This is a genomic window from Spirosoma migulaei (assembly GCF_054776855.1).
In genome coordinates, this window is sequence record NZ_BAAHBG010000010.1 from 94,336 (window position 1) to 107,675 (window position 13,340).

Sequence of the window (13,340 nt, forward strand, 5' to 3'; positions counted from 1 at the left end):
AGAAGGAGACACTAAAAAAAAAGACTAGCAGAATTTTCCAGTTAGGGTGTAGCCAGGGCGAAACAGAATATCGTTCGGCTACGAAAAATACAATTGCTAATATGATGGTAAATAGGATTGTGCGGAGCATGGGGCAAGGAGGAAGGCGCAGGGAGCTGGGTAGTTTAAACAAAAAGCAGATGACATTTATTCCCTGCTCTATGCACCACGCCCCATGCTACTACTTATTTGTTAATTGGCGAATAAATAAATAAAGAGAAGCACCAATAGCGGTCAAAGACAGTACAATTGTCCAGATGGGCCGATGATTTTGCTGCCAGGCATCTAGTTTCATGCCAACCCAAACGCCTAGCCCGATCGTGCCAAGCATTTGAAAGGCAATACCACTGAATTGCACAAACGACGTTGTTTTTTCGGTCGCTTTCTTCAGTGGCTCATTGCCCCGAACTGGCTTATGTGAGTCATTCGGATTGGGTTGTTCGGGGTGGTTTTCCATAGAATTAAGGTTGAAACACAATATGCCGTACAAAATTCGTTAATTTGGCCTAACGTTCCATATTGACTAAACGTCCTGCAACGTTTTAATACGAGTGACCACGTGTTATTTTCGAATGTCCCGCTATTTTCGTAATCACCTTTTTTTAGTAATAACGGTCCTTACTGTACTGACCGGCGGACTGGTTTCGTGTTCGCAATATAGCACGAAGCCAATCAGCAAAGGGTATCATAACCTGACCTCCCATTTCAACGCCTACGTGATTGCCCGCGATGAGATTGCTCAGGCTGAACAAGAGTTGTTCAAAAAGAGGCAGGAAAATTATAACCAGTTATTGCCCATCTTGTTGCCAGTTGACTCGATGCTAATTCAACCGGTAAAACCACAGTTGGATGATGCCATCAAAAAAGCATCACTTATTCCCGAACGCCATCAGAACAGTAAATGGCTTGATAACGCCTATATATTAATTGGTCGGGCACGGTTGCTAAAACAGGATTTACCAAATGCTATTGAGGTGTTCAAGTATGTGAATACAAAAGGTACGAATGAGGATGATAAACATACAGCATTAGTAGGGCTTATGCGAGCTTATACAGAAGCTAGTGATTATACTAACGCCTTAAACGTAGCTGAATTCCTAAGGAATCAACCCCTTAACAAAGTCAACACCCGAGATTTTTACCTGACGAAAGCTTATCTCCACGAACGGCAAGGCGAATATGCCACCGCAGCAGGTATTCTGGATGCAACGTTTCCAGTCTTGAAGAAAGGAGAGTCAACAGCCCGCCTTCATCTTATAGCAGGACAATTGTACGATCTCATTGGTCAACCGACCAAAGCTGTTGACCACTACAGGCAGGTGCTCAAATCACGGCCTAGTTATGATCAGTCTTTCTATGCGAATCTGTACGCCATTCAGAGCAATGGCCTTACGGGCGACCAAAAGCGAATGGCGCAGTCGACCGAAACGTTTGAGCAATTGCTGAATGACCGAAAAAATACTGATCTGAAAGACAAAATTTATTTCACGATGGGGCTGCTTGAAGCTCGTAGTGGCCGAATCGACAAAGCCATTAAGTTGTATAGTCAATCGATTCAGGCGGCAGGTTCCAATACGTTGCAGGTGCCTTACACCTATCTGGAAATCGGTAAACTCTATTTTGAGAAGAAAGCCGACTACGCCCATGCAAAAGTATATTACGATAGCGCATTGGCACTACTGCCCAAGCAATCAGCCGATTATGCGGCTCTGCTGAATCGAAAAAAGACGCTTGATGAGTTTGTTCTTTACCAAACAACCATCCGCACCGACGACAGTCTATTGCATTTAGCCCAAATGGAGCCTGCTGCTCTCGATAAACTGCTGGATAATACCATTGCCCAACAGGAAAAAGAAGACAAAGCTCAAGCTGCATTGGCCCAACAAATTATAGATAAGGCAACTAATGGCACTGGGGGCTCTGTACCAGGAGCTACCAACTCCAATCTGCAACCTGGCGAACGCTGGGCTTTATATAATCCCATCACGCTAAGTCAGGGTCGACAGGAGTTTTCGATACGTTGGGGAAACCGACCTCTTGAAGATAACTGGCGACGCACGAACAAAGAAGCATCAGTAGCAATTGCCTCTACAAATAGCCCCGTTGTTGGTAGCTCACCCGCGAATTCAGTGAATCCAAACGCGCCCTTGCTTCCCGTCGATGCATCGAATCCAGCGGCCAACCTAACCAGCCCGGCAGCTGGTCGGAAAGCGAAGAAAGATGCTATGATGACCAAGATTCCGTTCGCAAAGGAAGCACAGCTCGCAGCGAACCAACGGGTTGAAAATGCACTGTACAAGCTAGGAAAACTGTATAAGTTTCAACTTAATCAGCCTGCCGACGCCATTCCAACGTTTGAACAATTATTGACCCGTTACCCAAATACACTTCAGAAACCAGAGGTGTATTATTTACTGTATTTATCAAACGATCAGTTAGGAAAAGCCTCGCCTTGGAAAGACAAATTACTGGCAGAGTACCCGAACACCTCTTACGCTCGTCTAACTGGAAAAGCTGCCGTTCAGACTAGTGACTCCGAGGCTCAGGCGCTGAAAGCTTACACGGCTATTTATGAACTCTACCAAACGAACCCCACGGAGGCATTAGCCCGTGCAGAAACAGCCATGGGAAGCTTTTCTGGGACTCAACTGGAAGATAAACTAGCGTTACTTCGGGTTATTCTGGTTGGCAAGACAAAGACGATAGATGCCTACCGGCAGGCACTCAACGAATTTATTCGCGATTATCCGGGCAGTCAATTGCTGCCTCGTGTGAAGGAAATGCAGACCGCTGCCGAACAGGCATCCGTGAAACGAAAATAAGAAAGTTTACCGTTTACTGTTTTCGGTGGCAGACGCACAAATGCTTCGCGCTACTGTAAACGGTAAACCGTAACCCGCAAACCAAAATACGAATGATTCAATTTGCACCCGGACCTTACCGGACTATAATCCGAAATCTCTGGCGATACTCGCTGATTGGCATAATACTGTTAATTTTATACGTGCTTGCAGTCAGTTATAACTTTCTATGGCTTTTTGGTGGTATGCCGAGCTTAAAAACGCTCGAAAACCCCAAAAGCGAAGAAGCATCAGAAGTGTACACATACGACCATCAGCTACTGGGTAAGTACTATGTTGAAAACCGTACTCCCATAGAAATCTCACAGGTGTCGCCCAATGTTACATCTGCCTTATTGGCAACTGAAGATGCCCGTTTTATTAAGCACTCTGGCATTGACCCTCGCTCACTTTTCCGGGCTGTAAGTGGGTTCCTTACGTTCAAGGACGCGTCGAGTTCAGGAGGAGGCAGCACACTCACCCAACAAACGGCTAAGAATCTCTTCGATACCCGTCAGGAAGAATTACGGGGCTTACTAGGCAATATTCCTGTAATTGGTCTGGTGATCGCTAAAACGAAAGAATGGATTTTGGCAGTGCGTCTAGAACGTAATTATACCAAGCAGGAGGTCATGATGATGTACCTCAACACGGTATCATTCGGAAATAATACCTATGGCATAAAAACCGCAGCCAAAACCTATTTCAGTAAGGAACCCTGGAATCTGAATGTTGAGGAAGCCGCTATGTTGGTTGGTATGCTTAAAAACCCTACGTTTTATAATCCCCGTTTGTCAGAAGAACGCACCAAAGAGCGCCGAAACGTGGTGTTGGGGCAGATGAAAAAATACAAGTTCCTGACCGACGAGCAGTATTTCACCTACAAACGTAAGCCACTAAAGCTTGACTTTAGCGTTGAGAATCAGAATACAGGTATGGCTGCCTATTTCCGCTCGGTCATCAAAGACGATATCAAAAAATGGATTAGACAATACAATGAAGAAAACCCCGGCGCAGACCTAGATCTCTACACGAGTGGTCTGAAAATCTTCACTACTATCGACTCACGCATGCAGGCCTATGCCGAAGAGGCTATAATGACTAACATGCGCGATCAGCAAAAGAAGTTCTACGAACACTGGCGTGGCCGGAATCCCTGGGTAAAAAAAGATCCCCGAACCAAAAAATACATTGAAATTCCAGGCTTTATTGAAGAGCGAGCCAAACGAACTACACGGTATAAGCAGCTCAAAGCGGCCTATGGAAACGATGAGAAAGCGATCTGGGAGAACATGCGAAAACCTATCAAGATGAAAGTATTCGTCTATGGAGGTAAACGCAATGAGAAAGACACGACCATGAGTCCACTGGATTCTATTCGCTACTATAAACGGCTGCTTAGCACTGGATTTATGTCAATGGACCCACGTAATGGGTATGTGAAAGCATGGGTAGGTGGCGTCAGTTTTAAACATATGAAGTTCGACCACGTTCGCCAGAGCCGTCGCCAGCCTGGTTCGACCTTTAAGCCATTTGTTTACCTCACAGCTATGGATCAAGGCTTTGTAACACCTTGTAGCCATATCACCGACCAGCCAACTACGTTTGCGCATGGTGAAGATAACAACGGCGGACCAGCCTGGACTCCTCATAATTCGAATGGGAAATATAGTTATCAGAGCCTCTCGCTACGGGAAGCACTAGGTCAGTCGATAAACACAGTCAGTGCCCAATTGATCAAGAAAACGCGCGCTGCTGAGGTTATTAAATATGCCCATGATATGGGGATCGAAAGTACCGATTTGCCCGAAAATCCCACACTTTGCCTGGGAACGGGCGATGTTGCCGTCTATGAAATGGTAGCGGCTTACTGTGCATTTGCCAATGGCGGCATGCGTGTCCGGCCCATGATGCTGGTCCAGATTCAGGATAAGAATGGCAATGTGTTAAAGAACTTTACGCCCGATGCCAAGCAGGTAATTAGTGCTAATCGAGCTTATGAAATGCTGCACCTGATGCGTGGAGCTGTTGAAGAGCCAAATGGTACAGCTAAACGTCTGGAAACGCAATATAAACTACTGGAAGGTGGTAATGAGATTGCTGCAAAAACGGGTACCACCTCGAACTATTCAGATGGTTGGTTCATGGGCATGACCCAGCACCTTGTATCGGGCTTGTGGGTAGGTGGCGACGATCGGTCTATTCACTTTCGTACTATCGAATTGGGTCAGGGTGGCCGAGTGGCCATGCCTGCCTGGGGGATGTATATGCAGAAAATTTACAAAGACCCAACCTTAACAACGTATCGTCCTGAACCTTTCCGAAAACCCAATAACTTTAAAATTGATTGTGGTGGCTACAATATAGATTCGTCGCAACGGTATATTCCACCTAAAGTGGTACCAGAAGATGAAGATGAGATATTACAGTAACTCACCTGGGCCAGCAAACATGCTGGCCTTTTTAGTCGATAAATTATAAGCAACCTTTCACGAATATTGGTTGTTTTGTAATACCGACCTTCCCGGTTGGATAAATGGTAAGAACCTGACCAAGCCGATCGATCCTATACTATGCCTGAATTCGACTACAAACAAGAACTAGCCAAAGTACCACACGAGCCGGGAGTTTATCGCTACTTCGATCATACGGGCGAGGTCATTTATGTTGGGAAAGCAAAAGATCTAAAAAACCGGGTCAGCAGCTATTTCACCAATTCCAAAGGACACGACCGAAAAACCCTGCGCTTAGTAAGTCAGATTCGGAAGATTGAGTTCACCATTGTTCATACCGAATTCGACGCGCTTTTACTGGAGAATCAGCTCATCAAGCGATACCAGCCAAAGTTCAACATTCTCTTGCGCGATGATAAAACGTATCCCTTTGTCTGCGTCACGAACGAGCATTTTCCTCGTGTATTAACAACCCGACGTATTGATCGTAAATTAGGTACGTTTTACGGCCCTTTCGCCAATCTAAAACCTATGTACACAGTGCTTGACATGTTTAGTCAGCTGTTTACGATTCGGACCTGTAATTTTAATCTCGCTCAGGAAAACATTGAAGCGGGTAAATATAAAGTTTGCCTGGAATACCATATCGGCAATTGTAAAGGCCCTTGTGAAGGCAAACAAAGCGAAGCCGATTACAACAACGATATTGAACAGGTTCATCACATTTTGAAGGGAAACCTGAAGCCAGCGCAGGACTATTTTAAAGCTCGGATGGTGGAGGCCGCCAACGATCTGGCATTTGAGCAGGCTCACAAGCACAAGGAAAAGATGGATATTTTACAGCGGTTCCAGAGTAAGTCGACTGTTGTAAACCCCAAGATTGCTGATGCGGATGTATTTTCGATCGCTTCCGATGAAGTATCTGCTTACATCAACTTTATGAAGGTTGTGAATGGTACGATTGTTCAAACCCATACGGTAGAAGTTAAGAAGAAACTCGACGAAGCTGATATTGATCTTCTGGCTATGATGATTATTGAGTTCCGGGAGCAATACGGTAGCCAGGCGAAAGAGATAATTTCAAACATTCCGCTGGATGTGGATTTGAAAGCTGAAGTGACAGTTCCGCAAATTGGCGATAAGAAAAAATTGCTGGACATGTCACTAAAGAACGTACTGTATTTCCGGCGAGAACGACAGGAACGGGCAGCCGCTGAAGCTACGGCCAGTGCCAGTAAAAAAGACCGTGTTTTAATTCGATTAAAGCAAGATTTACAACTAAAATCACTGCCAAATCGCATCGAGTGTTTCGATAACTCGAACATTCAGGGTACCAATCCCGTATCGGCTATGGTGTGTTTTATTGGCGGTAAGCCTGCGAATAAAGAATACAGGCATTTTTCCATCAAAACCGTTATCGGTCCGAATGATTTTGCCAGTATGTTTGAGGTTGTTACCCGCCGGTATACACGTGTGATTACAGAAGGTAGCGATATGCCTGACTTGATTGTTATTGATGGTGGCAAAGGGCAACTTAGCGCAGCCTGCGATGCCTTAAAAGCCCTCGACCTCTACGGTAAAGTGCCCATTATTGGTATTGCTAAACGCCTGGAAGAGATTTATTTCCCCGAAGATAATCTGCCCCTTTACATCGATAAGAAATCAGAATCGCTCAAGCTAATCCAGCGTATTCGCGACGAAGCCCACCGCTTTGCGATTACGTATCACCGTGACAAACGTAGTCGTAATAGCCTTATCAGTGAACTGGAAAATGTGGAAGGTGTTGGTAAAAAAACAGCAGCTAAACTTCTGAAACACTTTAAAGGTGTAACAAAAATTCGAGAGGCTTCATTTGACGAAGTCGCTGAAGTAGTGGGACAGGACAGAGCACATAAATTGAAGGAATATTTTGATACTATTGAAAATGGATAACAGTAAAGTGGCTTTTCAGCCGCTTATAAACCAATACCATTATCCTATAAACATGAGCCATCCCGAATTTTGAGCCAGAACAATAAGCGCTCAACAGGGCATTGGCAATAGCTAATCGTAATCTATAAATCGACCGGGGTAATTCCATGCTTACTAAAGTAGTGTTCTCGTCAGTGCAATACTCCTTATTCAAATATGAAACAGTTCATACCATTCTCCTGTTTTAGTGGAGTTTATGGTGGAAGATCATCAGGGGGACGCCGGCATATAGCGTCATACTTTTTGTAAGGCTTTTGCCAAAGAGTTTGTCGGGTAAGCTGCGGTAATGAGCAGACATTACCAATAGATTAACTTTATTCTCTTCCAGATACTGTTCCAACCTATTTTCTACGTTGTTGCCTGTTAGTAGTCTGAAATTAATCCCGGAAAGCTGAGTTCTTACTTTTACTTGTTGCTCAAAACTCTTTAGTGCATTTACAGCAGCAGTCGATTCTTCTTTTATTACATGGATAACTGTGATGTTTGCCTGGAAAGATTGAGCAATTTTCGACAGGTTTTCCAGATTGACAATATCGTCTGGCATATAATCGCTGGCATACACGATTTCTTCGAGCGTTTCCAGTTGCAGATTCTCAGGGATGACTATTACGGGGCACGTGGCTTTTTCTACTACCCAGGAGGTATTTGTACCAAAGAGCCGTCCTTCCAGTTTATTACCTAAGCCCTGGGTTCCCATCACAATAAGCTCAACACTTCTTTCTGCCAGCAGTTGCAATAGTTCCTCGCGCAACTCGTTTTTACTGCTGATATATTCAGGCGGAGAAAAGGCGCTGACACTGATGTTATCGTAAAGTTCTTTTAGTTTCTGGTCAGCATGCAGCTTTGCTGTAAGTGATTCTTGCTCTAATGCTTTGGCAGATACATAGGCGTTCGTATGATAGGTGTGGAAAGAGTGAAAAAGAATAATATGGGCTTGGAGTTTTTGCGATAAGTTGATGGCAAAAATCAGTGCGTTTTCTGCGGTTTTCGAAAAATCGACTGGGACTAAAATTGTTTTCATGATTTTACCGAGTACTGATTAATTCGTCGTAAAGCTACGTCAGGGGCAATAAGTAGGGCTGATCTTCGTCAGTAATCGACCTGAGATTGCTTTCTTTTTCTTATCCTTTACCAGTATGGCTCATATTATCCACCATATCTTTATATCATAAAAAAAGCGGCTTTTAAGCCGCTTTTTTTATGATATAAAGATATTCTTAATATTCCCAGAGACCGTGTTCGGTTTCCATCAATTCGTATTCTGTTTGATAGGATTTTAGCAAACCTTCACGGTCGCCATACATACCCACTAAGTCTGTATCTCCTGGATTAGCTACTTTCGTAATCCGTCCATAGAATAACCGTAGATCAAATGCGTCAGCCAAGTTTTTGTGCTGAGCCTGATTTTGTGGGTTATACCAGATAAATTTCTTCGGATCACTACGGAATAACTTATCTAAATCTTTATACTTGAATGAAGCAATAGGTTTTTCATAGCCAGCAGCATTCTTATCAGCTGGCAGGAGAAGCGTTATTGTCTGCATATCATAGTAAAGACGCGAGCGTTTTTTGTCAAAAATCCAATCTTCTTTAACTTCAAGGATATTTAACTCTTTAGGGAAATACTCATCGCCAGACAAAACAGGTGCCTGAGCAACGGCTACCGTATCCTTTTTAGGCTCTACAACGGGCTCAACTACTTTCTTTCCTTTTTTACCCTTTGCATTTTTAGCAACTGCTGATTTTTTCTTAGGTGCTCCCCAGCCATCATCAACAGGCTCAGCGGCTTTCTTAGGCGTTCCCCAACCGTCATCAGGCTTTTTCTTGTCATCCTTTTTCGGTGTATCCCAGCCATCATTCTTAGCTCCGCCTTTACCATCTTCTGTAAAACCAGCCGCTTTTTCTTCTGCAGATAGGCCACCACCTGTATTCGGAATCAGCAGGTTTTCGTGAAATTTCTCAGGTGTTATCTTCGTCGTACACGAATCATTGGTGTAGGCGTCAATAAGGCCAGCTTTCACAGCTTCCATCAAATATTTTGAAATCTCATTGTTCTTTGAGAACATAGACTGATTCTGTTTCTCCTTCAGGTCGATTCGACGCCAAAGGGTCTTCTTCATCATAATATCATTCTCATTGATTCCACGAACCGAATTTGCATTTACGCCACTGCTCGCCTTCTCCTGGGCCAAGGCTTTCCCCCCTGCCAATGCCAGCGCAGCTACAGCTAGCACACCAGCAAATCGTATCGTTTTAATCTGTGTCATGGCTACTACTTGTTGTCAATTCAGTAAGTTAACGGTTAAGAAACCGCTTTAGTACATCAATAGAGCGAAATCTGTGCTAGCGTATTACCCATGGGTACGTCACTTATATCCCCCTTGAAATTTCGGCGCTGTACTCCATTTACTTCAATAACTAGTCGATCACCGGGCTGCGCTTCGGCAGCAATCTCACCAATTGAACCTCCACCAGCTCCTACTTCGGCAGTTTTAACCCGTCTGGTACCGCGTACTAACGATATGGTAGCCCCTGTTGTCCGGAAGTTAGCATCCTCAGGTGAGAATGCAGCAAAACTAGGATCAGGAACCGCCTGTATCTTCACGCTACGTGCTGATGACGCTGGTACGCCACGGGGATCCGTTGTTGGCGTTCCGCCAACCGAAATCTGCAAAGTTGGACGTGGCACTTTATTCACTCGGAATGGCTCTGTACCTAACAGACTACCAGCGTTACTAATATTTAAAGCAACACTAGCTGAATTCGGCACAACCGTTACTTTCCCTTTTTCTCCCGATGCAATTACTGCAGCACCGTTAGCTGTAATCGTTGGGTTCCATAAGGCGCCTAGTTGTGGGCTTTGAATGCTCAGTTTATTAGCGCAACCAAGATACAAAGGCGGTAACGTACCTGTTTCAATTTGATAGGAAGGCTTCGCAACGAAATACTCGGCCGATAAAGGCACTGTTTTCAAACCCGCTGGAGTTTGGTAAGCAATCGAGCCGGTTAGTACTCGACGAGCCAAACCGTTTTTGTCATAAGCACCACCCTGCGCTGTAAATTCAACAATACCCTGACCATCCTGCATCCGAACGGCACCACCGTTCAAACTCATACGAGGTTGAATACCTGACGATGAAGCAGCCAGGAACATTTGTCCTTTAAACTTCGTGCCCGCTACAACGACTTTAGAGTCCATGCTAAGCATGGCAATGATTTTATCGAATTTCACGTCTTGTGCACCCACTTTACTAGCTAGTACATCAAGGACTTCACCTTCAATACGGCGTACATCTGCTTGTTTCTGACTTAATACGGCCAGTGCTGCAGGTACAGGCGTTTGAGCAAAGTTCAGTTCAGCAAAATCCTTTCTTTTTTGATCTGGTGAGTTACTAGCAATGGGATCATCTTTCCCATCAAGAGCCATAGGGCTATATTTTATGCCTGAGTACTTTGAAAGATTATCAACATAACCATTCAGTTGATCTTTCAGCTTAAAGGCAGCTCCATTACGGTTTGTACCGATCATGAGCTGAGCTACTTTTTCTTCTTCGCTCAGGTTCTTAATATTGCCCGACTCATCGCGACCACCACCAGCTACAACTAATTGCTCTTTGAGCTTATCAATTTCACCAATTACATCCGACGTTATCTTCCGTACTTCATCAGCTTGTTTAACAATGGCTAAGTCAGTAGCCCGATTGCCTGATTTTTCAACGGTCGCCCGAATATTGTCAAATGTGCCCTGATTAATTTTACCAACGGCTCCCGTAGATTGCTCTAAGCTATTATTAATTAAAACGAATTTCTCCAGAATGGCCGACGTGACTTGCAGAGCCAGTAAAGCGGTCAAAACCAGATACATCATCCCGATCATTTTCTGACGGGGTGTCTCTTTTGTGCCTGCCATAAACTATGGTAGTGAGAATAAAAAAAGTGGAACAGGCCGCCGTAGCGGTTATCGTATTAAGAAGAGAAAAGTTTACATTCTGAGAATAGCATAAGATTCTGAATTACAAAATCTTATGCTACAATCGTAAACCGGTTTTAATTGCCCCGCATGGCTGTTAGCATGCTGCCGTAAACACCATTGAGGGACGCTAGATTACCCGTTAGCTTAGCCAGTTCATTTTTAAACTGCTGTGTATCGCGGCTGGCATCGCTCATATTTTCCATGGCAGCGGTCAGGCTACCATAGAAAGCGTTCATAGCTTTCAAATGCTTGTTTGTGTCCTGCAGTTCCAGTTCATAAACTGCATTCAAAGCACCCATATTTTTGGTCACTTTCTGGAACTGATCCCGATAATCTTTCGCTTCAGTAGTTGCATCAGCCATTGAATTCATCGCAGTGATTGCTGTACCATACGATTTGTTCATTTCGGAGATTGAAGTCGATGCCGACTTCACGTTCCGGGCATAGTCGTTTGTAGCCACTGTTGCTTCTGTCAGATCAGATAGCTTCGAGACGGTTTCGTTCAGATTCCGGAAACCCGATCCTAAGCGTTCGAATACGTCAGGCGTTACTTTTGCCTGCGCTAACATTTGATCCATATTACCCGTCAGACCGTTAGCTTGTGGAGCTGGTTTACGGGCTTCACCTTTAAAATCATCAGCCAGCTCAGGATAAACTTTTTCCCAGGCATATCCATCACCTGCTGTTGCTGGCATTGTAAAACTCTGAACTGCGTACAAGGCAAAAATAACTACTTCCGTTAGCAGACCGAGCGTTAACATAAAGCCAAATTGCTCGTTGTGCGTAATTTTAGCCCAAGCGCCGAAAATAACGACTGCCGCCCCGGCACTATAAATGGTTGGTACTAAACGATCCCAAAAGAAACTTGTGGATTTTTCTGCTGCCATGATAAGCGATTGTTGGATGGAATAGGTAATTGACTTTGGTTATACTTTTTTAGCTGCTTTTTTGCTGGTTTTACTCTTGCTGCTACCTCCTACCTTACCTCCACGAGCCGATGCAGTGCGTCCTTCCAGATTATCCATTACACAACGGAATCCAATATAAGAGCGTTTCTGGTCTTCATATTCATAAGAGCGTGTACCCGTTTCCAGGTAGTAAGCGATATCCTTCCAGGAACCTCCGCGAACCACTTTACGAGGTTCATCTGCATTCTGATTATCGGGGTTCATATCCCATACAATAGCGTTTGTATTATCGGCGTAAGCGTCGCGGCACCATTCAGCAACGTTTCCAGCCATGTTATACAGACCGTAATCGTTCGGACTATATGCAGTTGCTGGGGCTGTATATGGGTAGCCATCGGCATCGAAGTTACCACGTTGTGGTTTGAAATTAGCCAGGTAACAACCCTTGCCGTTAGCCACATATGGATTCCCCCATGGATACTTAGCTCCGCTTTTACCACCACGGGCCGCCCATTCCCATTCTGCCTCCGATGGGAGACGGAAACCGAACGAACGATAAGCGCCATCTTTAGTACGAAAATCGTCAAGCGTATTTGTACGCCACTTGCAGAAGTGCTTGGCTGCAATCCAGCTTACGCCTACTACAGGGTAGGTATCAAAAGCGGGGTGTGCATAATAATGCTCCAGCATTGGGTCACCGTTGTGATAGGTGAAATCGTTTTTCCAAACAGTTGTGTCTGGATAATACTTGGACATAATTTCCTCTTCACCCAATGTCGACACCGAATCCGCCAGTAAGGCATTGACATACTGCCGATACTCGTGGTTTGAAATTTCGGCATCATCCATATAGAATGAGCTGATTGTTACCTGCCGATTCATGTTAATTTGAGTAGCAGCTACATCTTCATCAGCCTGCCCCATAATAAATGAACCTGAAGGAACTAAAACCATGCCATAGGGGGTAGGTTGTTTCCAGCCTTTACGCCCGGTGGCTGTAATTTCCCCGTTTGTAACGCCGACTTCTCCTCCTTTGCCGCCTTTGCCTCCAAATTTTGACTTCAGAAAGCCACAACCTTGCATAAGCAGTACCACTGCTGCGACCATCACTACCCGGGTTGCGTTGACTGTTAACCAGTTATACTTCATCATCGTA

The 13,340-nt window shown here is 44.6% G+C and carries 9 protein-coding genes; 3 read left to right on the forward strand and 6 right to left on the reverse strand.

Annotated elements, in window-relative coordinates; genetic code table 11:
- Nucleotides 1-220 precede the first annotated feature (220 nt).
- A complete protein-coding gene (locus ACYVGO_RS10990; RefSeq protein ID WP_460969305.1) occupies nucleotides 221-496 on the reverse strand; it encodes an AtpZ/AtpI family protein in 276 nt (91 codons plus the stop codon).
- Nucleotides 497-611: 115 nt separating this feature from the next.
- Here ACYVGO_RS10990 and porW point away from each other — a divergent pair, with 115 nt between their 5' ends.
- From porW to uvrC, 3 genes are all read left to right on the forward strand, one after another.
- Nucleotides 612-2,861, forward strand: coding sequence for a type IX secretion system periplasmic lipoprotein PorW/SprE (gene porW / locus ACYVGO_RS10995; protein WP_460969306.1), 2,250 nt, complete (start codon nucleotides 612-614; stop codon nucleotides 2,859-2,861).
- A 92-nt stretch (nucleotides 2,862-2,953) separates the two neighbouring features.
- On the forward strand, nucleotides 2,954-5,311 hold the full coding sequence (locus ACYVGO_RS11000) for a penicillin-binding protein 1A (protein WP_460969307.1): 2,358 nt from the start codon (nucleotides 2,954-2,956) through the stop codon (nucleotides 5,309-5,311).
- 141 nt (nucleotides 5,312-5,452) lie between these two features.
- Nucleotides 5,453-7,264, forward strand: a complete 1,812-nt coding sequence (uvrC, locus tag ACYVGO_RS11005) for an excinuclease ABC subunit UvrC (protein WP_460969308.1) — start codon at nucleotides 5,453-5,455, stop codon at nucleotides 7,262-7,264.
- 223 nt (nucleotides 7,265-7,487) lie between these two features.
- On the opposite strand, the gene ACYVGO_RS11010 is transcribed toward uvrC, so the two are convergent.
- The 5 genes from ACYVGO_RS11010 to porK all read right to left on the reverse strand — a co-directional run bounded on the left by ACYVGO_RS11010 (nucleotide 7,488) and on the right by porK (nucleotide 13,336).
- Nucleotides 7,488-8,324, reverse strand: coding sequence for a universal stress protein (locus ACYVGO_RS11010; protein ID WP_460969309.1), 837 nt, complete (start codon nucleotides 8,322-8,324; stop codon nucleotides 7,488-7,490).
- A gap of 196 nt (nucleotides 8,325-8,520) precedes the next feature.
- The gene (gene porN, locus ACYVGO_RS11015) at nucleotides 8,521-9,570 is read right to left on the reverse strand and encodes a type IX secretion system ring subunit PorN/GldN (protein ID WP_142771524.1); all 1,050 of its coding nucleotides are present in this window, start codon (nucleotides 9,568-9,570) and stop codon (nucleotides 8,521-8,523) included.
- Between the two features lie 56 nt (nucleotides 9,571-9,626).
- Nucleotides 9,627-11,213, reverse strand: coding sequence for a type IX secretion system motor protein PorM/GldM (gene porM / locus ACYVGO_RS11020; RefSeq protein ID WP_142771523.1), 1,587 nt, complete (start codon nucleotides 11,211-11,213; stop codon nucleotides 9,627-9,629).
- A gap of 137 nt (nucleotides 11,214-11,350) precedes the next feature.
- Nucleotides 11,351-12,163: a type IX secretion system motor protein PorL/GldL gene (gene porL / locus ACYVGO_RS11025; RefSeq protein WP_142771522.1), complete on the reverse strand. Its 813-nt coding sequence runs from the start codon at nucleotides 12,161-12,163 to the stop codon at nucleotides 11,351-11,353.
- Between the two features lie 39 nt (nucleotides 12,164-12,202).
- Nucleotides 12,203-13,336, reverse strand: a complete 1,134-nt coding sequence (porK, locus tag ACYVGO_RS11030; RefSeq protein ID WP_460969310.1) for a T9SS ring complex lipoprotein PorK/GldK — start codon at nucleotides 13,334-13,336, stop codon at nucleotides 12,203-12,205.
- Nucleotides 13,337-13,340: the final 4 nt, after the last annotated feature.